The organism is Streptomyces sp. CAU 1734, from assembly GCF_039888735.1.
In the GTDB taxonomy this organism is placed as follows: domain Bacteria; phylum Actinomycetota; class Actinomycetes; order Streptomycetales; family Streptomycetaceae; genus Streptomyces.
The window spans coordinates 49882-72690 of the sequence record NZ_JBDQQP010000007.1 but is presented as its reverse complement, the minus strand read 5'-3'; the positions used below and the strand labels follow the sequence as shown (position 1 = coordinate 72690).

Here is a 22809-nt window from a genome sequence, read left to right as displayed (position 1 = left end):
GAGCCGGGGTCACCGGCGCCAGGGAGTGAGCAGACACCGTCCCACCAGTCCCACGGTGGTGTCCAGCCGCTCGGTGAACTCCTCGGCCACATCGTCCAGGCCGCGCACCCGCCACAGCAGCCGGGCCGCCGACCAGGCACCCTCGCGGGCCCGGTCCAGGCTCCAGGCACCGACCAGGTGGGTGAGCGGATCGGCGATCTCCAGCAGATCGGGGCCGGGCATCAGATCCTCCCGGATGCGCTCCTCCAGGAGGGTCAGGATGTCGCCGACCCGGTCGAACTCGTTCTCCAGATCGGCCGGCTCGCACTCCAGGGCCCGGCAGGTGTCCACCACGGCGAGCGCCAGATCGTGCCCGATGTGGGCATTGATCCCGGCCAGGGCGAACTGCACGGTGCGCACGCCCGGATGGTGGCGGTACTGGAAGAGCGGCCGCCAGCAGGCGGGCGGGCGCCGGCCCGCGTCCACCGCCGCGACCGCCGACAGATAGCGCCCGGCGAAGAGCACATCGAGCGCGGTGGCGGCCCGCCGGTCGGGGAAGTCCCCGGCTTCGATCCGGCGGTCGATCTCCTCCGTCACCGTCAGATAGACCCGGTTGAAGACCGCGACCCCGTCGCTCGCGGGCCAGCGGGCGCCGAGCGCGCGCATGCGCTCGGCGATCCGTCCGACCTCGGACCGGGCCTGGGCGGGGACCGCGGCCGTGAACTCTCTCTTCTGCGCCATGGGGGCAGCGTCCCAGCCGGGCCGCCGCGCGGGCACCCCGCGGCCGGGACTTCCCCGGAACGGGGTACACCGGCCGCGGGACGTGACGCCCGCGCGGTCCGTGCCGGTGCGGCGGTCTTCCGTGCCCGTGCCCGCGCGCGCTGTGGCGGCCTTCCGTGCCCGCGGTGCGGCGGTCTCCCGTGCCCGTACGGGTGTTACGGGCGCTCCGTGTCCTCGCCCGCAGCCGTGTCCTTCCGGCTGTCGTAGGTGGAGGTACCGGAGTCCAGCAGCGGTTCCTGGTCCTTCATGTGCGCCGGGGCGAAGGCCCGCAGCACGTGGTAACCGGTGATGACCACGATCGTGCCGAGCGCGATGCCGCCCAGCTCGAAATCGTCGGTGATCTTCAGACTGACCCCGCCGACACCGATGATGATGCCCGCCGCGGCCGGCACCAGATTGAGCGGATTGCGCAGATCGACCTTGGCGTTGATCCAGATCTGGGCGCCGAGCAGGCCGATCATTCCGTACAGGATCACGGTGATCCCGCCGAGCACCCCGCCCGGGATCGCGGCCACCACGGCCCCGAACTTCGGGCAGAGCCCGAAGAGGAGGGCGAATCCGGCGGCGGCCCAGTAGGCCGCGGTGGAGTAGACCCGGGTCGCGGCCATCACGCCGATGTTCTCGGAGTACGTGGTGTTCGGCGGGCCGCCCACGGCGGTGGAGAGCATGGACGCGGCCCCGTCGGCGGCGATCGCGGTGCCGAGCTTGTCGTCCAGGGAGTCCCCGGTCATCTCGCCGACGGCCTTCACATGCCCGGCGTTCTCCGCGATCAGCGCGATGACGACCGGCAGCGCGACCAGGATCGCCGACCACTCGAAGCTCGGGCCGTGGAAGGTGGGGAGACCGATCCAGTCGGCCTTGCCCACCGCCGAGAGATCCAGCCGCCAGTGGTCGACCGCCTCGCCGCCGCCCAGCGGTGAGTGGATCCGCCCGAAGATCCGGTCGAGCGCCCAGGAGAGCACATAGCCGAAGATCAGCCCGAGGAAGATCGCGATCCGGGAGAAGAAGCCGCGCAGACAGACCACGGCCAGTCCGGTGAAGAGCATCACCAGCAGGGCGGTCCACTGGTCCTGCGGCCAGTAGGTGGAAGCGGTGACCGGCGCGAGATTGAAGCCGATCAGCATCACCACCGCACCGGTCACGATGGGCGGCATCGCGGCGTGGATGATCCGCGCGCCGAACCGCTGCACCGCGAGCCCGGAGAGGAAGAGCGCCGCGCCGACGACGAGGACCGCGCCGGTGACGGTCGCACTGTCGCCGCCGCTCGCCCGGATCGCGGCGGCGACTCCCACGAAGGAGAGCGAGCAGCCGAGATAGCTGGGCACCCGGCCGCGGGTGGCCAGCAGGAAGATCATCGTCGCGACACCGGACATCATGATCGCGAGGTTGGGATCCAGGCCCATGAGAACCGGGGCGACGAACGAGGCGCCGAACATCGCGACCACGTGCTGGGCGCCGAGGCCCGCCGTGCGCGGCCAGGAGAGCCGTTCGTCCGGTCGCACGACGGCACCCGGAGCGGGTGTCCGTCCATCGCCGTGCAGGGTCCAGCGCACGCCGAGGTTCACGGGCCGCTCCACTTCTTCGCAGGTGTTCGATGACCGCGCCATGGTAGTGCGACTTTCGGCCAGGGATTCCATCCGTGAATCGTGCGCACGGGACTGTCACCCGACCTGCCCGGCCGGGCAGACATCCGAAGGTGATGCACCTGTGTGCCCGGCGGGCGGACGAGGGGACGTCCGCCCGCCGGGCACCCCCGTCACCCCCGTCCGCCCGCGGCCCGGCCGGCCGGCCTCAGCTCCGGCTGTCCGGCACGGCCGCGCCCGCGGCCTGCGGTGCCTCCGTACCCGTACCCGTGCCGGTGTCGGTGCCCGTGCCCGCTCCCGCGTCCGGCTTCCGTACCGTCGCCCCGCGCGCCCCGCGCAGCACCCCCGCGCCGATGACCAGCCCGAACGCCAGCGCGGTCACCAGCCCGAAGGAGACCATCAGACTGGTCACATCGGCGACCGCGCCGATCGCCGAGGGCGCGATCAGGCCCGAGGTGTAGGTAATGGTCGCGACACCCGCGATCGCCTGCGCCGGCCGGGGACCGCTCCGCGCCGCCGCCGCGAAGGCGACCGGCACGACCACCGCGACACCGAGCCCGATGAGCCCGAATCCGGCCATCGCCATCGCGGGGTGCGCGGCGGACACCACCAGCAGTCCGCCGGCCGTGGCGAGGACCCCGCCCCAGCGCACCGTGCGCACCGCGCCGAACCGGTCCACGACCCGGTCGCCCACCAGCCGGGCCACCGCCATCGTCAGCGCGAAGGCCGTGGTGGAGGCCGCCGCGACCCCGGCCGACGAGCTCAGCTCGTCCCGGAGATAGACGGCCGACCAGTCCAGGCTCGCGCCCTCCGCGAAGACGGCGCAGAACCCGATCGCGCCAATGACCACGGCCGATTTCGGCGGCAGGGTGAAGCGCGGCGGCGGCTCCTCGTCGGGCGCGCTGCGCAGATCCAGTACGCCCCGGCAGGCGATCAGCCCCAGGACGGTCAGCGTCACCGCCGCGAGGGCGTGGTGCACCCGGGCGTCACTGTCCATGTGCGCGGCGAGGGTGCCGCCCGCCGAACCGATCAGGGTGCCCACACTCCACATGCCGTGCAGGCTGGACATGATCGAGCGGCCGAGCCGGTTCTCGGTCTCCACGCCGAGGGCGTTCATCGCCACGTCCGACATGCCCGCGGTCGCCCCGTAGACGAAGAGCGCGGCGCACAGTGCCACGAGATTCGGGGCGAGCGCCGGGAGGATCAGCGACAGGGTCCACATCGCGAGGAGTCCGCGCAGCGCGTTCCGCGCGCCGAACCGGTGGCTGACCGCTCCGGCCAGGGGCATGGCGATGGACGCGCCGATCGCCGGAAAGGCGAGGGCCAGGCCGAGCTGCCCCGCGCTGACCGACGCATGGTCCTGGATCCAGGGGATCCGGGTCGCGAAGCTTCCCGTCACCGCGCCGTGCACACAGAAAGTCAGAGCCACGGCGATCCGTGCGCGTTTCAATCGTTGCTGCCCGAAGGCGGCGTCGTACGCCATACCGGCGTCCCTCCCACGTCGTTGGTGGCAGTAAACTATCAGGAACCCTGCCTGATAGTTAGTGGTCGAGGGCGGGAAGCCGATCTGGAAGGATTCCGGCATGGCCGCATCCCCGAGCACCGCCCGCGCCATCAACGACCGGCTCGCGCTCGAACTGCTTCAGAGCGAAGGCCCGTTGACCGCGGGGCAGTTGAAGACCATGACCGGGCTCTCCCGGCCGACCATCGCCGATCTGGTGGAACGGCTCCAGGACTCAGGGCTCATCCGGATCGTCGGCGAGACGGGTTCCCAGCGCCGCGGCCCCAACGCCCGGGTGTACGGAATCGCCGCCGACCGCGCGCATCTCGCCGCGCTCGATGTACGCACCGAGGGCGTCTCGCTGGTGGTCGCCGATCTGCTCGGCGTCACCCTCGCGGAGGCGTATCTGCCCATCGGGGGCGACACCGCCACCGAACCCGCCGTGGAACGCGCCGCGGCACTGCTGGAGCGGACCGCGCGCGACGCGGGCGCGTCCCGGCTGCACAGCGTCGGCGTCGGAATCCCGGGCCTGGTCGATCCGGTCACCGGAGAGCTCCGCAACGGCTCCGGACTGCCCGCCTGGCACCGGATGCTCGTCGCGGCGCTCCAGGAACGGCTGCCCGCGCGGGTCGTCCTGGGCAACGAGACCAACCTTGCCGCGGTCGCCGAACAGCGCGCGGGCGCCGCCCGCGACCGCGACACCTTCGTACTCCTCTGGCTCGGCCACGGTGTCGGCGCCGCGCTCTTCCTCGACGGCCGCCTCCGCCAAGGCGCGTCCGGCGGGGCCGGGGAGATCGGCTTCCTACCCGTGCCCGGCACCGGAGGGCTTCCTTCCGCGTACGACTGCGGCGGCGGCTTCTACGCGCTCGCGGGCTCCGCCGCGATATGCGCGCTCGCCGACGAGCACGGGGTCAAGGCGCCGGAGTCGCCGGGCCCGGCCGCCGCCGCGATCGTGGCCGAGGCGGTCGCGTCCGGCGACTCCGGCGCCTTCCTCGATGTCCTGGCCCACCGGCTCGCCCTCGGCGCGGCGGCCGTCGCCTCCGTGCTCGACCCGGGCTGCGTGGTCCTCGGCGGCGAGGTCGGACTCGCCGGCGGCCCGGAACTGGCGGCCCGCACCGAGCGGGCGCTGGCGGCGCTGACGCCGCTGCCGACGGAGGTCAGGGCGGGGCGGCTGGGGGGTGCGGCGGTCCTGAAGGGCGCGCTTCTCGCGGCGCGTGACAGGGCGCAGGAAGAGCTCTTCGGTCCTGCCGCCTGACGCCGCCTCCGTTGGCGGGGTGCGTTGTCCGGGGCTCCGCCCTGGGCCCGGCGCGGCTGCCTCCGGCGGGGCGCGCTTTTGGTCACCCTGGTCCGGGGTGGGCGCCGCCTCAATCGCCGGCTGGGCTGTTGTTGGTGCGGGTTGCCTGTTTGCTCGGGTGGGGTTCTTGTGTGTGCGGGTTGGGTGCCGCTCCGGTTCGGTACTGGGGCTGCATGATTTACGGCGCGGTCACCCGGTCTTGTTTTGTTCGCCCGGGTTTGCGCCGCAAATCACGCTTGATGCCCCAGTACCGCTCCTGCGCGTCCCCCCTTCCGCGAGTGACCCCAGTGCGTGATGACGGTGACGAGGGTGTCCGTGCGTTCCGAGACGGTTTCACAAGGCGGGGAGCCCGGGTCCGGAAAGGTCACCCGTGGGTGAGTGGGTGACGGGCGTCAGAGTGGGCGGGTGCCTCTGGGCGGGCGCTCCCGCACCTGCGGAGAGCCCGGGCCCGGTGCGCCGCCTATCGGGCGACGCCCGTGGAGGGGGTGTGCAGGGTCGTCCCCGGAAGAGCCGGCGGTAAGACCCGGGTACGCAAAGCAAAGGACCCGAGTTCCGCCGGCTCTGAGGAGTCGAGCCCGGAGGGCCCCCGGGCCGCCATAGGGCAAGGTGTCCCGCCCCGTACCCGCGCCCCGGAGGGGAGCGAACGGAGCAAGGGCCCGAGGCACTGCAAGGCGCCGAAGGCGTCTGAAGGCCCGCACCCCGGGACCCCGAACAACACAAGGCGGACGCGACACCGCCCACGCACCGGCCCGCACCCGCGAACGAGGGCAAGCAAAATCAAGCCCCGCTGGGGGTACCTCCCAGGCGAAGCTCTGGGGGAGATTGAGGCGCCGGGTCCGGGGCGGAGCCCCGGGAAAGCACCCGCACCCCGGGCAAGGGCAAGGGCACACAACACCCCGCCTCGCCGGAGGCAGCCGCGCCGGGGCCGGGGCGGAGCCACGGGAGAGCACCCGCACCACGGGCGAGGGCGCACAGGACTCGGCCCCGCCGGAGGCACCCGCACACCGCAGGAGCGACCCGCGCGGGAACACCCGGCGGCGGGAAGGGCCGGGACTCCGCCGCCGGGCGTCACCACCCCGCGCGCGTGCGGAGTCCGCAGAGCGTAAATGGACTAGACCAAGGGGGTCAATAGGCCGCGACCCCCGAGAGGTCAAGTACCGATACCGGCCCGCGCTGTGAGCCAGCGCACATCTGAACGCCCATTTGGCCGACGGCCACCCATGGCACACTTGCCTATGTATCAGCAGCAGCGCACTCCGGGGTCGGTGTAATTCCGAACCGGCGGTTATAGTCCGCGACCCGTCCGCAGCCAGCGGCCGGTTGATCAGGTGAAATTCCTGGACCGACGGTGAAAGTCCGGATGGGAGGCAGTGCGCGGCGGGCAGCCGTATCCGGCATGCCGGCCGTAGCGAGCTGATCGCCCCTGTCGGCGATCGGCTTGTTCCGCGGCTCGGCACAGCCGTATCCCCGGCCATCCCGCTCTCTGTCGTCATCGACAGCCCCGGAGTCCGTGCCCGAAAGGCAGGAGGACCCGGTGGCCACCGCAGCCGACACCGCCGCCATGCGCCGAGCCGTCTCGCTCGCCGCCCGCGGACTCGGCTTCACCAGCCCCAACCCCGTCGTGGGATGCGTCGTCACCGACGCCTCCGGAGAGATCGCGGGCACCGGCTGGCACCAGCGCGCCGGAGGCCCGCACGCCGAGGTCCATGCCCTGCGCGAGGCCGGGGAGCGCGCCCGCGGCGGCACCGCGTACGTCACTCTCGAACCCTGCGACCACACCGGCCGCACCGGCCCCTGTTCCCGTGCCCTGATCGACGCCGGGATCAGCCGGGTCGTCGTCGCCGTGGCCGACCCGACCGCCCTGGCGGGCGGCGGTGCGGGCACCCTGCGCGCCGCCGGGGTCACCGTCGAACAGGGCGTGCTCGAAGCGGAGGCCGAGGCCGGGAACACCGCCTGGCTCACCTCCGTACGCCTCGGCCGGCCCCATGTGCTGTGGAAGTACGCCGCCACCCTCGACGGCCGGATCGCCGCCGAGGACGGCACCAGCCGCTGGATCACCTCGCCCGAGGCCCGGGCCGATGTCCACCGGCTGCGTGCCGGGGCCGATGCCGTGATCGTCGGCTCCGGCACCGCCCGGACGGACGACCCCCAGCTCGGCGTGCGCGGCATCGAGGACGCCGTACCGCCCCTGCGGGTGGTGGTCGACACCGAGGGCACGGCCGTGCGCCCCGGCGCCCGGGTGCTCGACGGCACCGCGCCCACGCTGATCGCCGTCGCCCTTGATGTGACCGCCGAGGCCCCGGAGGGCGCGGAGACCGTCCGGCTGCCCCGGGCGGCCGGACGGGGTCTCTCCGTGCCCGCCCTGCTGGAGGAGCTGTACGCCCGCGGCGTGCGCTCGGTGCTCCTGGAGGGCGGTGCCACCCTCGCCGGGTCGTTCCTGGCGGAGGGCGCCGTCGACCGGGTCGTCGGCTATCTCGCCCCCGCGCTCCTCGGCGCCGGCCCCGCCGCGCTCGCCGGAGCGGGAATCACCACGATCACCGAGGCGTTCCGCCTCGATATGACCGAGGCCGTCCGCATCGGCCCGGATCTGCGCATCACCGCCGTCCCCGCCACCGCCCCCAAGGAGCGCTGAAGTGTTCACCGGAATCGTCGAAGAACTGGGCGAGGTCACCGCCGTCGAGAACCTCGGCGACTCCTCCCGCTTCCGGCTGCGCGGCCCCCTCGTCACCGAGGGCGCCCGGCACGGCGACTCCATCGCCGTCAACGGTGTCTGCCTGACGGTGGTGGAGACCCCGGCCGAGCACGCCGGGGAGTTCACCGCCGATGTGATGGCCGAGACCCTCAAGCGTTCCAGCCTGGGCGCGCTGACCACCGGCTCCCGGGTCAATCTGGAGCGGCCCACGGCGGTCGGCGGGCGCCTCGGCGGCCATATCGTCCAGGGCCATGTGGACGGCACCGGCACCGTCGCCGCCCGGTTCCCCTCCGAGAACTGGGAGATCGTCAAGATCTCGCTCCCCGACGGGCTGGCCCGCTATGTCGTCGAGAAGGGCTCGATCACCGTGGACGGCGTCAGCCTCACCGTGGTCGACGCCGCCGACGACCACTTCACCGTCAGTCTCATCCCGACCACCCTCGCCCTGACCACGCTCGGCCTGAAGCAGCCCGGCGACCCGGTCAATCTGGAGGTCGACGTGATCGCCAAGTACGTCGAGCGGCTGCTCGGGAACCGCACCGGGGAGAGTCCGCGGTGAACGGCCTGAACTCCGTCGCCTTCACGGCCTTCGGGCAGGACGTCATCTGGTCCGACATGATCGGCAACACCATCGGGCTCATCGCCCTCGCCCTCGGCTGGCGGCGCTCGATCTGGACCTGGCCCGCCCAGCTGGTGGCCGGACTCATCCTGGTCGCCGCCAACGCCTCCGCCTCGCTCGGCGGGGGAGTGGGCAAACAGCTCCTCATCATCGGGGTCGCGACCTGGGGCTGGTGGCAGTGGAACCGGGGCCGCCGGCTGGCGCAGGACGGCTCCGTCGCCGTCCGGTTCGCCACCTGGCGGGAGCGCGGTCTGCTGGTCGCCGCCGCGGCCGTGCTCACCCTCGCCGTCGGCGGGCTCTTCACCCTCTATCCGTCGCTCTCCTGGAACCCCTGGCCGGACGCGTATGTCTTCGCCGGGACCCTGGTCGCGATGATCGCCCAGGCCCGCGGTCTGGTCGAGTTCTGGTTCGCCTGGCTGCTCGTCGACCTGGTCGGCGTACCTCTGGCCTTCAGCAGCGGTCTCGCCTTCTCCGGTCTGGTCTACGTGGTCTACTTCGCGCTCGCCGTCTGGGGCATGCGCGACTGGTGGCTGCGCTCCCGAACCCCGGTTCTGAAAGGAGCCCCGGCATGACACCTCACCCCTCCACCGTCACCCCGGCCGAGCCGCTGCACCTCGCGGACGGCCGGACGCCGACCTGGTACTCCACCGACAATCGCGAGGACTTCGCGCTCGACACCATCGAGCAGGCCATCCGTGACATCGCGGCCGGCCGCCCCATCGTGGTCGTCGACGACGAGGACCGGGAGAACGAGGGCGATCTCGTCATCGCCGCCGAGAAGGCCACCCCCGAGATCATCGCCTTCATGATGAGCGAGTGCCGCGGCCTGATCTGCGCCCCCATGGAGGACGCGGAGCTCCAGCGGCTCGAACTCCCGCAGATGGTGCAGCAGAACACCGAGTCCATGCAGACCGCCTTCACGGTCTCGGTGGACGCCGCCCCCGCCCACGGGGTCACCACCGGCATCAGCGCCGCCGACCGCGCCACCACGCTCCGGCTGCTGGCCGGCGGCACCGCCGAGCCGTCCGACTTCGTACGCCCCGGTCATGTCTTCCCGCTGCGCGCCCAGCCCGGCGGCGTCCTCGTCCGCAACGGCCACACCGAGGCCGCCGTCGATCTCGCCCGCCTCGCAGGGCTCCGCCCCGCCGGGGCGATCGTGGAGATCGCGGGCGAGGACGGTGTGATGCTGCGGCTGCCGGAGCTCGTGCCGTTCGCCCGCAAGCACGGACTGACGATCATCTCCATCGAGGATCTGATCGCCCACCGCCGCGCCGTCGAACCGGCCGCGGCGCCCGGCCTCACCGTGCGGCGCGAGGCAGCCGTCGATCTGCCGACCTCCTTCGGCCGGTTCACCGCGTACGGCTACCGCTCCACCCTCGACGGCGTCGAGCATCTGGCCCTCGTCCACGGCGACATCGGCGACGGCGATGATCTGCTCGTCCGTATCCACTCCGAGTGCCTGACCGGCGACATCTTCTCGTCCCAGCGCTGCGACTGCGGACCCCAGCTGCATGCCTCCATGGAGCAGATCACCCGGGCCGGCCGGGGCGTCGTCGTCTATCTCCGGGGCCACGAGGGCCGGGGCATCGGGCTGATGTCCAAGCTCCGGGCGTACGAGCTCCAGGAGCGCGGCCGGGACACCCTGGACGCCAATCTGGAACTCGGCCTCCCCGCCGACGCCCGCGACTACGCCGCCGGTGCCCAGATCCTCAGCGATCTCGGGGTGCGGAGCATGCGGCTGATGACCAACAACCCCGAGAAGATCAGCGCACTCCGCGACTTCGGGCTCACCGTCCACGGCCGGGAGCCGATGCCGGTCCAGGCGGGCGAGCACAACATCCGCTATCTGCGCACCAAGCGCGACCGGATGGGCCACGACCTCCCCTGGCTCGACCCGGCCGCGGCCGGCTGCGGCCACCAGTGACCCCCGGGCAAGACCCGCTTTCTTTTCCGTAACCATGAATCCTGAGTACCGACTCCGACACCGAGGAGCAGCGTGAGCGGCAAGGGCGCACCCGAACTGTCCGTACGCAACTGTGGAGACCTCCGAGTCGCCGTCATCGCGGCCCAGTGGCACGAAACGGTGATGGACGGACTCGTCGAGGGCGCCCTGCGCGCCCTGCGGGAACTCGGCATCGACGAGCCGACCCTGCTCCGCGTCCCCGGCAGCTTCGAGCTCCCGGTGGTCGCCAAGGTCCTCGCCGGCCGCGGCTATGACGCGATCGTCGCCCTCGGCGTGGTGATCCGCGGCGGCACCCCGCACTTCGAGTACGTCTGCCAGGGCGTCACCCAGGGCCTGGTCCAGGTCTCCGTGGACACCGGGGTCCCCATCGGCTTCGGCGTGCTCACCTGCGACACCGAGCAGCAGGCGCTGGACCGGGCGGGTATCGAGGGATCGACCGAGGACAAGGGACACGAGGCCGTCACCGCGGCCGTCGCCACCGCCGCCACCCTCCGCTCGGTGAGCGAGCCCTGGCGCTGAGCCCGCTCCGGCGCCGGTGGTCTCACCCACCGGCCGCCGGACCTCTCGCGCCCCGTCACCCCTTACCCTGAGAGCATCATGGCGAACAAAACCTTCGAAGAGCTTTTCGCCGAGCTTCAGCACAAGGCGAAGACCGGCGACCCGGCCACCTCCCGCACCGCCGAACTGGTGGAAAAGGGCGTCCATGCCATCGGCAAGAAGGTCGTCGAGGAGGCCGCCGAAGTATGGATGGCCGCCGAGTACGAGGGCAAGGAAGCCGCCGCCGAGGAGATCTCCCAGCTGCTCTACCACGTCCAGGTGATGATGGTGGCGCGCGGGATCTCCCTCGACGACGTCTACGCCCATCTCTGACCGGCGCCCCCGCACCACCGGTCGCAGCCGCGACCAGACCAGTTCGCCCGCACCATCCAGACCGGCGTGCGCCCCCGCATGCCACCGACGACAAGGAAGCCGACCTCATGCTGCGCATCGCCGTTCCCAACAAGGGTTCACTCTCCGGACCTGCGTCGGCGATGCTCCATGAGGCCGGCTACCAGCAGCGCAAGGAGTCGAAGGAGCTCGTCCTCGTCGACCCGGAGAACCAGGTCGAGTTCTTCTATCTGCGCCCCCGCGACATCGCGATCTATGTCAGCTCGGGCCGGCTCGACATCGGCATCACCGGCCGCGATCTGCTGCTCGACTCCCGGGTCGGCGCCGAGGAGATCCTCCAGCTCGGCTTCGCCCGCTCCACCTTCCGCTACGCCACCAGGCCCGGCACGGCGGGCGGCGTGGCCGACTTCGGCGGCATGACCGTCGCCACCTCCTACGAGGGCATCGTCGCCAAGCACCTCGCCGACAACGGCATCGACGCCTCGGTCGTCCACCTCGACGGCGCGGTCGAGACCGCGATCGAGCTCGGCGTCGCCCAGATCATCGCCGATGTGGTCGAGACCGGGACCTCGCTCCGCAATGCCGGCCTGGAGGTCATCGGCGAGCCGATCATGACCTCCGAGGCCGTCGTCATCCGCCGCACCGGCGCGCCCGAGGGCGAGCCGAAGGTGGAGCAGTTCCTCCGCCGGCTCCAGGGCGTCCTCGTCGCGCGGAGCTACGTGATGATGGACTACGACTGCCGGGTCGAGCACCTGGAGCAGGCCGTCGCGCTCACCCCGGGCCTCGAATCGCCGACGATCTCCCCGCTGCACCACGAGGGATGGGTCGCCGTCCGCTCGATGGTCGCCGCCCGCGAGGCTCAGCGGATCATGGACGATCTGTACGAGCTCGGCGCCCGCGCCATCCTCACCACCGCGATCCACGCCTGCCGGCTCTGACCGCCGTACACGCACCCGCCGGTCCCCGCCGGCGGGTGCGCGTACGCTCGCGGAGACGGCCACCCCCGCGTCATCCCCCCGCGCCCCCTTCAGAGATCATCGAGAACATGTCCTCCCCCTCGGCCTCCCCGGCCCCCTCCGCCGGCCGGACCCCCGGTCTCCCGGTCACCTTCCGGCCCACCCGCACCCGAGTCGTCCTGCTGGGCGTGGGCACGGTGATGTTCGCCGTGATCGCCTTCGTCGGACTCACCCTGGAACGGCTCAGCCCGGGGGAGCGGACCAGCTTCCTCTTCACCGCCGTGCTCTTCCTCGGCGTGCTCTGGCTCCTCAGCCGGCCCAAGGTGGTCGCCGACGAGGCCGGAGTCACCGTCGTCAACATCACCCGGGTCCGCCGCCTGGAGTGGGCGGAGATCCTTCGGGTGAACCTCCGTCCGGGTGATCCCTGGGTCTTCCTCGATCTGAGCGACGGCAGCAGCCTCCCCGTCCTCGGCATCCAGCCGGGAATCGCCAGGGAGCAGGCGATCAGCGACGCCCGCGCCCTGCGCGCGCTCGCCGAGGCACACGCCCCCGCCAGGCCGTAGCTCCACCGGGCCGGCCCCCGAGGGCGTACGGCGGGACACGGCACCGCGCTTCCCCCGCCGTCTCCGCCGCCCGGCTGGCTACTGTGGTTCCAGGCGGCGCCGCAGCGCGCCCCGTCCCGCGCCCCGAACGCTCCGCGGGACACCTGCGACCCGAGGAGTGACTCCCTCCGGCAATGGACGGACCGTCCGGTAGTACCCGCGCCGCCCCCTCCCGGGAGGCGGCGGCACCATGACCCCCCTCCTGCTGATCACCGCGGCATTTCTGCTGATCCTCGCCAATGGCTTCTTCGTGGCCGCCGAATTCGGCCTGGTCACCGTGGAGCGGCCCGACGCCGAACGGGCCGCCGCCGACGGCGACCGCCGAGCCCGCCGTGTCGTCGCCGCGCTGCGGAAGCTCTCCTTCCAGCTCTCGGGCACCCAGCTCGGCATCACCGTCACCTCCCTGGCCGTCGGCGCGCTGGCACAGCCCGCGCTCGCCCGTCTTCTCGGCGGCCCCCTGACCGGCACCGGATTGCTGCCCGCCGGGGCGGTGCACGGAATGGCCGTCGTCATCGGGATACTCCTGGCCTCCGCCGTCCAGATGGTGATCGGCGAGCTGGTCCCCAAGAACTGGGCGGTCTCCCGGCCGATGCAGGTCGCCCGCTTCGTGGCCGGTCCGCAACAGCTCTTCTCGGCCGTCTTCCGCCCGGTGATCACCCTGCTCAACGCGGTGGCGAACCGGATCGTACGGCTCTTCGGCGTCGAGCCGGCCGATGAACTGGCCTCCGCCCGCACCCCGGGGGAGCTCGTCTCCCTCGCGCGGCACTCCGCCCGGGCCGGCGCCCTGGAGCAGGAGACCGCCGAGCTCTTCGTCCGCACCCTCGCACTGGGCGGTCTCACCGCCCACCATGTGATGACGCCCCGGGTGAAGACCCTCGCCCTGCACGGCGACGCCACCGCGGCGGATGTGCTCAATCTGACCCGGGCGACCGGACTCTCCCGCTTCCCCGTCTACCGGGAGGGCATCGACGACATCATCGGCACCGTCCATCTCAAGGACGCCCTCGCCGTGGCGCCCGGCGACCGGCCGCGCACCGCGGTCGCCGCCTTCGCCGTGCCGGCGCTGCTGGTCCCCGGCTCCCTGCCGGTCCAGCGGCTGCTCGACCGGCTGCGCAGCGAACAGCCGCTCGCCGTGGTGGTGGACGAGTACGGCGGCACCGCCGGGGTGGTCACTCTGGAGGACATCATCGAGGAGCTCGTCGGCGAGGTCCGCGACGAGCACGACTCGGACTCCGATGTCCGCCCCGGCCTCGTCCCCGTCGCCCCGGAGGAGGGCGGGCCCGCCTGGGAGGCCGACGGCGCCTGCCGGGTGCTCGATCTGCACCGGATCGGGCTCGATCCGCCGGACGGGCCGTACGAGACGGTCGCCGGCCTGGTCGCCGGGCTGCTGGGCCGTATCCCCGCCCCCGGTGACCGGGCCGAACTCCCCGGCTGGCGGCTGTCGGTGCGCCGGGTGGAGCGCTTTCACGCGGAGCGGGTACGCCTGGTCCGCACCGGGGCCGACCCGGCGGCCCGGCCGGCCGTGCCCGTCGCGGGGGCCGTCCGGTGAGCGCCCTGCAACTCCTCCTCGCCGGGCTGCTGGTCCTCGCCAACGGCTTCTTCGTGGGCGCCGAGTTCGCGCTGGTGTCCGTCCGCCGCAGCCAGATCGAGCCCCTGGCGGCGGCCGGCTCGGCGCGGGCCCGCCGGGTGCTGTACGGGCTGGAGCGGCTTCCCCGGATGATGGCGGCGGCCCAGTTCGGCATCACGATCTGTTCGCTCACCCTGGGCGCGGTCGCCGAACCGACCGTCGCCCGGCTGCTGGAGCCGGTCTTCCACGCCCTGCGGGTGCCGGCGGAGCTGAACCACCCCATCGGCTATGTCATCGCCCTGGGGGTGGTGGTCTTCCTGCATCTCGTCGTCGGCGAGATGGTGCCCAAGAACCTCGCCATGGCCGCGCCGGAGCGGACCGCCCTCTGGCTCGGTCCCGGGCTCGTCGCCTTCGCCGGGCTCTGCCGTCCGGTGACGGGGGCGCTCGGGGCCTGCGCGCGGCTGGTGCTCCGGGTCTTCCGGGTCGAGCCGAGGGACGAGGTGGAGGCCGTCTTCACCCGGGTCCAGCTCGGCCGGCTGGTGGCGGACTCGGGCCAGGCGGGGCTGCTGGACCCGGCCGAGCAGGAACGGCTGGCGGACGCGCTGGAGCTGGGCAGCCGGCCGGTGACCGATGTGCTGATCGCCCCGTCCGACTGGGTGACCGTGCGGCCGTCCGTCACCTCCCGGCGGATCGAGGAGCTGACCGTGCGCACCGGATACTCCCGCTTCCCGGTGCGGGACGGGGAGATCGGCCCCTATCTGGGGTATGTCCACGTCAAGGACGTACTCGATCCGGACGATCCGGAACGCGCGGTGCCGCGGCAGCTCTGGCGGCCCATGGCGACCCTCGGCTCCGAGCTCCCGCTGGGGGAGGCGCTGACCGTGATGCGCCGGGCGGCGGCCCATCTCGCCCAGGTCGCCGACGCCTCGGGCCAGGTGCTCGGCCTGGTCGCGCTGGAGGATGTGCTGGAGACCCTGGTCGGGGAGGTCCACGACCCCACCCATGTGCCGCCGGCCGGGACCCCCCGGACCGCGGGGGAGATCGCCCTGGTGAGCTGAGCGTCCGAGCGGTCGCGGGGTCACCCCAGTGGCGGTGGCTCCTGCGGCCCGCGGTTGAGCGGCCCCCGGCCCGACAGGACCTCCCCGTACGCCTGCATCAGATCGGGCAGCCGCAGGGTGGCGAGATCCTCCCGGGTCGGGGTGCCGGGGTAGCCGGAGAGCCGCAGATCCCGGTAGGCGCAGCTCTTCTCGTAGAGCGTGCGCAGGAACCGGCCGTTGCCGAGTTCGTCGATCCAGCTCTGGTCGACCACATGGCCGTTGATGGAGCGCAGCTCCTCCACGGCCTCCTCGTCCCACACATCGCCGTTCTCCGCCGCCAGCACCTCGCCGATCGCGGTCAGTTCCAGCGGGCGGTACGAGGGAAAGTCCACCCGGGTGGTGAAGCGCGAGGTCAGCCCGGGGTTGGCGGCGAGGAGCCGGTCCATGCCCTCCGGATATCCGGCGAGGATCACCACGAGGTGGTCGCGGTTGTCCTCGGCGCGCTTCAGCAGCACCTGGAGGGCCTCGTCGCCATAGGCGTCGCCCTTGGTGTAGCCGGAGTTGGAGAGGCTGTACGCCTCGTCCACGAAGAGCACCCCGCCGAGCGCGGAGTCGATCAGCTCATTGGCCTTGACCGCCGTCTGGCCGAGGAACTCGCCGACCAGATCGGAGCGCTGGGCCTCCACCAGATGGTCCCCGCCGAGGAGACCGAGGGCGTAGAAGACCCGGCCGAGGATCCGGGCGACGGTGGTCTTTCCCGTGCCGGAGGGGCCGGAGAAGATGAAGTGCCGCTTCGGCGGCTGGACCGGCAGCCCCTGGCCGGCCCGCAGCCGGGCCATCTCCAGCTGTGCCGAGAGCGCCTTGACCTGCCGTTTCACCGGCTCCATCCCGACCATCCGCTCCAGCTCGGACAGGGCCGATGCGAGCAGCGCGGGGTCGGTGGGGCCGGAGGGGAAGAGCGGCGGCTCGGGTTCGCCGGGTGCCGGGGCGCGGTGGCGGATGGCGTCGGGCAGCGGGGCGGCGGGCACCGAGCCGGGCAGCTGGGTCTGCGGGTCGAAGGCGAGCCGGGCCGCCTCGGCGCCCGCGGCGTCGCCCTCGGCCAGCTCGTCGGCGGTCTCCGGGCCGAAGCCCGCCAGGGAGACGGCGAGTCCGGTGGAGTCGTCGTAGCCCTCGCCGCTGTCGAGGCCGTCGTAATCGGCGATGGCGGCGAGCCGGGCCGAGGTGTCCATGAAGGCGGGATCGATCCGGTGCACCGCCCGGTACAGCGGGAGGGCGGCGGCGCTGCGGCCGGTGCCCTCGTGTGCCCGGGCCAGCCAGTACCGCAGCTCCTTGCGCTGGGGCTGTTCACTGCGACATCGCATCAGCGCCGCGGAGAGGAGGGGTTCGGCCTGTCCGTACATCTCCAGCCGCACCCGGGCCATGCCGCCGAAGAGCCCGGACTCGATGCCCAGCAGGGGATCGCCGACCAGGGGTTCGGTGTGCCGGACGAGCTGTTCCCAGTCCTTGACCAGATAGGCGCGGCAGGCATGCAGGAAGCGCACCTGGGGGTCGGTGTCCACGGGCGGCAGCGCGGCCAGGGCCCGGTCCAGCTCGGGCACGTGCCGGCCGTCGAGCCAGTGGGAGGCGTGGGCGAGGAGCAGATCGCGCGGGCTCTCCAGCACCGGCTGGACCCACCAGCCGAGCCAGTACCAGGAGTTGAGGGTGCGCCGGTGGCGCGAGCGCTGTTCCCCGAACCGGTCGCGGGCGCGGTACATCCGCAGCAGCGCGGTGGTGGTGTCGACGCGCAGGGCGTGCAGACCGAGCCAGCCGTCGGCCATCTCGGGGTCGAGGCGCACGGCGGTGCGGAATTCCTCCTCCGCCTGGGGATAGGCCCCCATGGTGTAGGCGTCCACGCCGCGCACCCAGGCGAGGTCGGCCGGGGCCGGTGCGCCCCGCGTGCCGATGTCCATCAGGTCCCCCACAAAGTGCAACCGCCTTGCCGTGGACGGGATTTGACCCCACCGTGATGCATCGTACCCGTGGGGGGATGCCCAGCTTAAGGCCAGTGTGGGGTGACCTGGATCGCGTCGGCTGTGGTCACCCTGGGTGAGGGTTCCATGTCGCCGGGTGCGGGAATGGGGGCAGAACGAAGCCCCCGATCACGGGGGAACAACCGGGGGCTTCGCGTCTGCGGCGGCCGTGAAAGCCGCACATTGAGAACGTAAGACCTGTACGCCTCCTCGGTCAAGAAGAGTTCAGGCCCTCTTGCGGCGGATTCCCGGGTGCTCCATATGGGGGAGAGGGCCGGTCACCCAGTGTGATGATCTGGTTCGATCCTGCGGTCGAACGGGGTCCCGGGAGCAACTCGTAACCCTCGGGGCGCTCCCGCACCAGCGCATCGGCGAAATCGCGTGAGGGGTCGGCCGAGAAATGGCGCATCTCCGCCACTGTCCAGCCGTCCCAGAAGGCGGTGAGCGCGGTTCCGTCCCGGTCGCGCCCGCGCCGCCAGGACTCCTCGGCGGACCGGTCCATCCACAGCAGCCGGGCCAGATGGGGCCGCACCGCCCGGCGCCCGGCCCCGACCCCCTCGATCAGGATCACCGGAGCGGCGGGCAGCGGGCGCGGTCCGGTGAACCGGCGCGCGGTCCAGTCGTACGGTGCGTACCGCGCCGTCCCGCCCCGCGCGAGCGGCTCGATCACCTGGGCGAGCAGCCGCTCCGTCCAGCCGAACGGTTCCTCGTGGGTGGCCAGGTCGTCCAGGTGCAGTACGGGCGCGGGCGGCCCGCCCCGTCCGCCGAGGGCGGTCGCCAGCCGGGCCGCGAAGGTGGACTTGCCCGAGCCGGCGTGGCCGTCGACGCCGATCAGCCGCACCGGGCCGCAGGAGGGCGGCAGGGCGCGCAGTTCGCGGACCGTACGGTCGGCTGCTCTGTCCATCCGGTCAGCCTACGGCGGCCCGCCGGTGCGGGGGTGATCGGGTGGTGTGGACAGAAGCCCAGGTCATGTCAGTGGACCAGACCAATATTGGTGGCAGGACGCGAGCCCGTGACGCTGGCCCGGGCCGACCGGGAGCGGCCATAGTGACCTCTGTCGACTCCACCGGCCGAGCGCCGCTGACTTGGGAGTTCCATGCCTGTTTCGCGCAGAAGTGTGCTGAGTACCGCGCTCACCGCCGCGGCCGCCGCGGGTGCGCTCGCCGCCTCGTCCGCGTCCGCCGCCCCGGCCCGGCCGCCCGGCCGGCCCCCGCGCCGGAGGGATCCGGTGGACAACCGTTTCTGGTCCGGCTTCGCCGAGTGGCACACCGGCACCCGCGACGGCGTCCGCGTGATCCCCGGGCTCCGTCCCGGTATCGCCATCGGACGGCCCGCGGGCGTGACGCCGTACTCCGATCCGCACACCGGGCGGACCGAGAGCTGGGAGTACGCCACCTGGACCTCGCCGGCGCACCGCCCCCGGGTGCCCGCCACCGAGCTGATCGCCTCCTGGAACGCCCACACCCCGGCCGGGACCTGGCTCCGCGCCGAGGTGAGCGGCGTCTGTTCCGACGGCACCGCCACACCGTGGTTCGTCCTGGGCAACTGGGCATCGGGCGACGGCGACATCGCGCGCGCCTCGGTGGACGGCCAGAGCGGCGGCGGGGTGAGCGTCTGGACCGACACCCTCTCGGTCGACGACCCGGCGAGCGGACGGCGGCTGGTCTCGTACCGGATCCGCCTCACCCTCCACCGCAGGCCGGGCAGCCGGCTCACCCCCGTGGTCCACCGGGCGGGCGCGATGGCCTCCGACATCCCGGACCGCTTCACCGTGCCGGCCTCCGAGCCCCGCACCGCCCGGGAACTGGCGGTGCCCCGCTACTCGCAGAACGTCCACATCGGCCGATACCCCGAGTACGACAGCGGCGGCGAGGCATGGTGCAGCCCCACCTCCTCCGAGATGATCCTGGAGTACTGGGGGCGCCGCGCCGACCCCGCGGAGCTGGCCTGGGTCGATCCCGCCTTCGACGATCCGCAGATCTGCAACGCGGCCCGCTCCACCTATGACCATCAGTACCGGGGCTGCGGCAACTGGGCCTTCAACGCCGCCTACGCCGCGAGCCGCCACCGGATGAACGCGGTGGTCACCCGGCTCTCCTCGCTGACCGACGCGGAACGGCTGGTGAGTGCCGGAATTCCGGTCATCACCTCGCAGTCCTTTCTGGCGGCGGAACTGACCGGAGCCGGCTATGGCACGGCCGGACACCTGATGACGGTCATCGGATTCACCCCCGAGGGCGATGTGATCGCCAATGATCCGGCCGCCGCCGGCAATGCGGCGGTGCGCCGGGTCTACCGCCGGCGTGAATTCGAGGAGATCTGGCTGCGCACGAAGCGGTACCGGGCCGACGGAAAGGTGTCCTCCGGCACAGGAGGGGTCTGCTACCTCTACTGGCCGGAGCGCCCCGCACCCGCCCAGCGCCGGGTTCTGGCCGCCCTCGGGGTGCGCTGAGGCCGGAAGGAATCATCCGGGACAGTGACCTGCGTCCTACCGCGGGGGCCGGGGCGCGGGTCACTGTGGCCGGGTCGCCGGGGTGCCGCCCCGGCGACCGTCCCCGCCGCCCGACCGAGCGAGACCACCATGCACACCATGACCTCTCACGCCTCCGCCACCCCCGGCCGCCGCGCCGCGGCCCGTACCGGCGGGCCCGACGACGACCGGTCCGCCGTGGTCGAGCACATCGTCGGCTGGACCCTGGTCGTCGTCATCGCCATGCTCGTGACCCGGCTCGGCCTGATCTGACGGCGGTCCGCCGCCGTACCCGCGCCGTCCCGCGCCCCCCGGGAGCGGGACAGGGCGCCCTCCGCCGTTCTGCCATACTGCCCGGATCCCGTTTCGCGTGGAGACAAGGGCCCGAATTGAACAATGGCGAACGGCGCGGCATGACCGGAAGATCCCATGCCCGCCGTGACGAACTCATCGCAACCGGACGCGAATTATTCGCCGACACCTCCTACGACGCACTGTCGATGGACGACATCGCGAAACACGCGGGGGTCGCCAAGGGACTGATTTACTACTACTTCTCCAGCAAACGCGGCTACTACCTCGCCATTGTCGAGGATTCGGTGGCCGATCTGCTGTCGAGAGCCTCCGGCGGCGCCGGACTGCCCCGCGCCCAGCGGGTGCGGCGCTCCGTCGACGGATATCTGCGGTACGCGCAGAGCAACGAGGCCGCCTTCCGGACCATCGTCACGGGGGGCGTCGGCTGCGACCTCCAGGTGCAGTCCATCAGGGACACGGTCCGCGAGGAACTGATCACCACTATCGCCGAGGGCGCCTACGGCAGCCGGGACATCCCCATGACCGCCAGGCTCGCCCTCCTCGGCTGGCTCAGCGGCGCCGAGCAGATCACCCTCGACTGGCTCGGCCACCAGCGGCCGGACCGCGAGCGGGTCGGTGAACTGCTGACCCGGCTGCTGAAGGCGTCCCTCGCCGTCATCGAGGAGCTGGAGCCCGGCTGCCCGCAGCCCGCGTACGACGCCCCGGCACCCCCGCCGGCCCGCGAGTTCCTCCCCGCGGGCCGCGCCCCGGCCGCCGCGGAGTCCTGACCGTCCTCCCCGGTCCGGGCGGCGCCCCGCCGTCCCGTCCCCGGCGGGGCGGGCGATCCCCGGCCGGCCGGCCCTCGGGTTGATCATTCACCCGTGACGTAACCCCTTCGATCGGGCATACTCAACCCGCCACAGCCGTCGGCGAGCCGCCTCCGTGATCCGGAGGGGCAGCCCCGGCCGGGCAGAGAAACGGCGGACCGCGCCCACACCCTTCGCGTGCGACGCCGCAGCGCCCGACAGGGAGGAGAGCGCCGCAATGCCAGACCGCGCCACGCAGCCGGTGGACCGCAGCCTGCCCACCGAGGAGGCCGGGGAACTGATCGCCCTGGTCCGCGACATCGTTCACCGGGAGATCGCCCCCCGGGCCGCCGAGGAGGAGGACGCCGGGCACTTCCCGCGCGAACTCTTCTCCCTGCTGTCCGCCTCCGGCCTCCTGGGACTCCCCTACGACAGCGAGTACGGCGGCGCCGACCAGCCGTACGAGGTCTACCTCCAGGTCCTGGAGGAACTCGCCGCCGCCCGCCTCACCGTCGGCCTCGGCGTCAGCGTCCACTCCCTCGCCTGCCACGCCCTCGCGGGCTACGGGGCCAAGGAGCAGCGGGCCGAGCTGCTGCCCGCGATGCTCGGCGGCGGCCTCCTCGGCGCGTACTGCCTCTCCGAGCCCTCCTCGGGCTCCGACGCGGCCTCGCTGCGCACCCGGGCGGTCCGCGACGGCGACGACTGGGTGATCACCGGGACCAAGGCATGGATCACCCACGGCGGGATCGCCGACTTCTACACCGTCCTCGCCCGCACCGGAGCCGAGGGACCCCGGGGGATCACCGCCTTCCTGGTGCCCGGCGACGCGGCCGGCCTCCAGGCCGCCGCGCCGGAGAAGAAGATGGGCATGAAGGGGTCACCCACCGCCCAGCTCCACTTCGACGGGGTCCGGGTGCCCGGCGACCGCCGGATCGGGGAGGAGGGCCAGGGCTTCGCCATCGCCCTCTCCGCCCTCGACTCCGGCCGGCTGGGCATCGCCGCCTGTGCCGTCGGAGTGGCCCAGGCCGCCCTGGACGCGGCGCTCGGATACGCCGCCGAGCGCAGTCAGTTCGGCCGGCCGATCGCCGACTTCCAGGGTCTGCGCTTCATGCTCGCCGACATGGCCACCCGTATCGAGGCGGGCCGCGCGCTCTATCTCGCCGCGGCCCGGCTGCGCGACGCGGGCAAGCCCTTCTCCCGGCAGGCCGCGATGGCCAAGCTGTTCTGCACCGATTCGGCGATGAGCGTCACCGTGGACGCGGTGCAGGTGCTCGGCGGCTACGGCTACACGGCGGACTTCCCCGTGGAACGCCTCATGCGGGAGGCCAAGGTGCTCCAGATCGTCGAGGGCACCAATCAGATCCAGCGCATGGTGATCGCCCGCCATCTGGCCGGGCCCGAGAGCCGCTGAAGCCGCCCGCTCGCGGGGGTGCCGCGACACCTCCGCGGGCGGGAAGCCCGGAACGTCTCCCGGGGATGCCCGGTGCTTCCGTGCGGCCGGGGCGGGCGTGAACGCGACCGGCCGGGACGGGGTCCGTGTTCCGCGCGGGTCACGGGGCCGCTCGCGGCCGGTGCGCGGGTCCGGTGCGCGCGGAGTGAGCCGGTGCCGGCGGCGCCGGCCGGGCGTTACGTTTCTCCGCTCCGCCGGTGAGCCGGTACGGAGGGAATGAGCATGTCCCCGGCGTCCGGACGGGCGGCGCGCGTCCGGGTCGGCGACCGCCGGGCGCTCCGGTGGAGGGCCGAGCGGGTGCCGGTGACGACCTGTGCGG

Annotated in this window: 20 protein-coding genes and 1 riboswitch; of the genes, 15 read left to right on the top strand and 5 right to left on the bottom strand. The window is 72.7% G+C overall.

Annotated features, from left to right (window positions below):
- Positions 1 to 9: 9 nt before the first annotated feature.
- The 3 genes from AAFN69_RS14965 to AAFN69_RS14955 form a co-directional block, all read right to left on the bottom strand.
- Positions 10 to 720 carry a DUF5995 family protein gene (locus tag AAFN69_RS14965; RefSeq protein ID WP_347728977.1) on the bottom strand — a complete coding sequence of 237 codons (711 nt, stop codon included), beginning with the start codon at positions 718 to 720 and terminating at the stop codon, positions 10 to 12.
- A gap of 194 nt (positions 721 to 914) precedes the next feature.
- Positions 915 to 2324: a solute carrier family 23 protein gene (locus AAFN69_RS14960; protein ID WP_347728976.1), complete on the bottom strand. Its 1410-nt coding sequence runs from the start codon at positions 2322 to 2324 to the stop codon at positions 915 to 917.
- Positions 2325 to 2550: 226 nt separating this feature from the next.
- Positions 2551 to 3825, bottom strand: a complete 1275-nt coding sequence (locus tag AAFN69_RS14955; RefSeq protein ID WP_347729274.1) for an MFS transporter — start codon at positions 3823 to 3825, stop codon at positions 2551 to 2553.
- 100 nt (positions 3826 to 3925) lie between these two features.
- On the opposite strand from AAFN69_RS14955, the gene AAFN69_RS14950 reads away from it, so the two are divergent.
- The 11 genes from AAFN69_RS14950 to AAFN69_RS14900 all read left to right on the top strand — a co-directional run bounded on the left by AAFN69_RS14950 (position 3926) and on the right by AAFN69_RS14900 (position 15482).
- Positions 3926 to 5098 carry an ROK family transcriptional regulator gene (locus tag AAFN69_RS14950; RefSeq protein WP_347728975.1) on the top strand — a complete coding sequence of 391 codons (1173 nt, stop codon included), beginning with the start codon at positions 3926 to 3928 and terminating at the stop codon, positions 5096 to 5098.
- A gap of 1286 nt (positions 5099 to 6384) precedes the next feature.
- Positions 6385 to 6515, top strand: a riboswitch (FMN riboswitch).
- 156 nt (positions 6516 to 6671) lie between these two features.
- Entirely contained in the window at positions 6672 to 7769 is a 1098-nt protein-coding gene (gene ribD / locus AAFN69_RS14945) for a bifunctional diaminohydroxyphosphoribosylaminopyrimidine deaminase/5-amino-6-(5-phosphoribosylamino)uracil reductase RibD (protein WP_347728974.1), read from the top strand.
- A 1-nt stretch (position 7770) separates the two neighbouring features.
- Positions 7771 to 8388: a riboflavin synthase gene (locus tag AAFN69_RS14940; protein ID WP_347728973.1), complete on the top strand. Its 618-nt coding sequence runs from the start codon at positions 7771 to 7773 to the stop codon at positions 8386 to 8388.
- A 56-nt stretch (positions 8389 to 8444) separates the two neighbouring features.
- Entirely contained in the window at positions 8445 to 9020 is a 576-nt protein-coding gene (locus AAFN69_RS14935) for a nicotinamide mononucleotide transporter family protein (protein ID WP_347729273.1), read from the top strand.
- Positions 9017 to 10372 (top strand): bifunctional 3,4-dihydroxy-2-butanone-4-phosphate synthase/GTP cyclohydrolase II, encoded by a 1356-nt coding sequence (locus AAFN69_RS14930; RefSeq protein ID WP_347728972.1) that lies wholly within the window; start codon positions 9017 to 9019, stop codon positions 10370 to 10372. Before AAFN69_RS14935 ends, AAFN69_RS14930 begins: the two co-directional genes overlap by 4 nt.
- Positions 10373 to 10444: 72 nt before the next feature.
- Entirely contained in the window at positions 10445 to 10930 is a 486-nt protein-coding gene (gene ribH / locus AAFN69_RS14925; protein WP_347728971.1) for a 6,7-dimethyl-8-ribityllumazine synthase, read from the top strand.
- Between the two features lie 78 nt (positions 10931 to 11008).
- Positions 11009 to 11281 carry a phosphoribosyl-ATP diphosphatase gene (locus AAFN69_RS14920; protein WP_347728970.1) on the top strand — a complete coding sequence of 91 codons (273 nt, stop codon included), beginning with the start codon at positions 11009 to 11011 and terminating at the stop codon, positions 11279 to 11281.
- 107 nt (positions 11282 to 11388) lie between these two features.
- Entirely contained in the window at positions 11389 to 12237 is an 849-nt protein-coding gene (gene hisG / locus AAFN69_RS14915) for an ATP phosphoribosyltransferase (RefSeq protein ID WP_347728969.1), read from the top strand.
- 107 nt (positions 12238 to 12344) lie between these two features.
- Positions 12345 to 12818 carry a PH domain-containing protein gene (locus AAFN69_RS14910; RefSeq protein WP_347728968.1) on the top strand — a complete coding sequence of 158 codons (474 nt, stop codon included), beginning with the start codon at positions 12345 to 12347 and terminating at the stop codon, positions 12816 to 12818.
- Between the two features lie 229 nt (positions 12819 to 13047).
- Positions 13048 to 14406 carry a hemolysin family protein gene (locus AAFN69_RS14905; protein ID WP_347728967.1) on the top strand — a complete coding sequence of 453 codons (1359 nt, stop codon included), beginning with the start codon at positions 13048 to 13050 and terminating at the stop codon, positions 14404 to 14406.
- A complete protein-coding gene (locus AAFN69_RS14900) occupies positions 14403 to 15482 on the top strand; it encodes a hemolysin family protein (RefSeq protein ID WP_347728966.1) in 1080 nt (359 codons plus the stop codon). The genes AAFN69_RS14905 and AAFN69_RS14900 overlap by 4 nt, the downstream gene beginning before the upstream one ends.
- A 20-nt stretch (positions 15483 to 15502) precedes the next feature.
- On the opposite strand, the gene AAFN69_RS14895 is transcribed toward AAFN69_RS14900, so the two are convergent.
- A complete protein-coding gene (locus AAFN69_RS14895) occupies positions 15503 to 17410 on the bottom strand; it encodes an AAA family ATPase (RefSeq protein WP_347728965.1) in 1908 nt (635 codons plus the stop codon).
- 274 nt (positions 17411 to 17684) lie between these two features.
- A complete protein-coding gene (locus AAFN69_RS14890) occupies positions 17685 to 18374 on the bottom strand; it encodes a hypothetical protein (RefSeq protein ID WP_347728964.1) in 690 nt (229 codons plus the stop codon).
- A gap of 192 nt (positions 18375 to 18566) precedes the next feature.
- On the opposite strand from AAFN69_RS14890, the gene AAFN69_RS14885 reads away from it, so the two are divergent.
- From AAFN69_RS14885 to AAFN69_RS14870, 4 genes are all read left to right on the top strand, one after another.
- Positions 18567 to 19922 (top strand): peptidase C39 family protein, encoded by a 1356-nt coding sequence (locus tag AAFN69_RS14885; protein ID WP_347728963.1) that lies wholly within the window; start codon positions 18567 to 18569, stop codon positions 19920 to 19922.
- A gap of 138 nt (positions 19923 to 20060) precedes the next feature.
- Positions 20061 to 20213 (top strand): SCO1431 family membrane protein, encoded by a 153-nt coding sequence (locus tag AAFN69_RS14880; RefSeq protein ID WP_347728962.1) that lies wholly within the window; start codon positions 20061 to 20063, stop codon positions 20211 to 20213.
- Between the two features lie 140 nt (positions 20214 to 20353).
- Positions 20354 to 21022 (top strand): TetR/AcrR family transcriptional regulator, encoded by a 669-nt coding sequence (locus AAFN69_RS14875; protein ID WP_347728961.1) that lies wholly within the window; start codon positions 20354 to 20356, stop codon positions 21020 to 21022.
- 256 nt (positions 21023 to 21278) lie between these two features.
- Positions 21279 to 22451 (top strand): acyl-CoA dehydrogenase family protein, encoded by a 1173-nt coding sequence (locus AAFN69_RS14870; protein WP_347728960.1) that lies wholly within the window; start codon positions 21279 to 21281, stop codon positions 22449 to 22451.
- Positions 22452 to 22809 lie beyond the last annotated feature (358 nt).

Excerpts from the sequence above, each read along its gene's own strand:
- AAFN69_RS14965 (WP_347728977.1), bottom strand. The coding sequence starts at position 720 with ATGGCGCAGAAGAGAGAGTTCACGGCCGCGGTCCCCGCCCAGGCCCGG.
- AAFN69_RS14950 (WP_347728975.1), top strand. The coding sequence starts at position 3,926 with ATGGCCGCATCCCCGAGCACCGCCCGCGCCATCAACGACCGGCTCGCG.
- AAFN69_RS14910 (WP_347728968.1), top strand. The coding sequence starts at position 12,345 with ATGTCCTCCCCCTCGGCCTCCCCGGCCCCCTCCGCCGGCCGGACCCCC.
- AAFN69_RS14870 (WP_347728960.1), top strand. The coding sequence starts at position 21,279 with ATGCCAGACCGCGCCACGCAGCCGGTGGACCGCAGCCTGCCCACCGAG.
- hisG (WP_347728969.1), top strand. The coding sequence starts at position 11,389 with ATGCTGCGCATCGCCGTTCCCAACAAGGGTTCACTCTCCGGACCTGCG.
- AAFN69_RS14885 (WP_347728963.1), top strand. The coding sequence starts at position 18,567 with ATGCCTGTTTCGCGCAGAAGTGTGCTGAGTACCGCGCTCACCGCCGCG.
- AAFN69_RS14895 (WP_347728965.1), bottom strand. The coding sequence starts at position 17,410 with ATGGACATCGGCACGCGGGGCGCACCGGCCCCGGCCGACCTCGCCTGG.
- AAFN69_RS14905 (WP_347728967.1), top strand. The coding sequence starts at position 13,048 with ATGACCCCCCTCCTGCTGATCACCGCGGCATTTCTGCTGATCCTCGCC.
- AAFN69_RS14880 (WP_347728962.1), top strand. The coding sequence starts at position 20,061 with ATGACCTCTCACGCCTCCGCCACCCCCGGCCGCCGCGCCGCGGCCCGT.
- AAFN69_RS14955 (WP_347729274.1), bottom strand. The coding sequence starts at position 3,825 with ATGGCGTACGACGCCGCCTTCGGGCAGCAACGATTGAAACGCGCACGG.
- AAFN69_RS14930 (WP_347728972.1), top strand. The coding sequence starts at position 9,017 with ATGACACCTCACCCCTCCACCGTCACCCCGGCCGAGCCGCTGCACCTC.
- AAFN69_RS14935 (WP_347729273.1), top strand. The coding sequence starts at position 8,445 with ATGATCGGCAACACCATCGGGCTCATCGCCCTCGCCCTCGGCTGGCGG.
- AAFN69_RS14875 (WP_347728961.1), top strand. The coding sequence starts at position 20,354 with ATGACCGGAAGATCCCATGCCCGCCGTGACGAACTCATCGCAACCGGA.
- AAFN69_RS14920 (WP_347728970.1), top strand. The coding sequence starts at position 11,009 with ATGGCGAACAAAACCTTCGAAGAGCTTTTCGCCGAGCTTCAGCACAAG.
- AAFN69_RS14890 (WP_347728964.1), bottom strand. The coding sequence starts at position 18,374 with ATGGACAGAGCAGCCGACCGTACGGTCCGCGAACTGCGCGCCCTGCCG.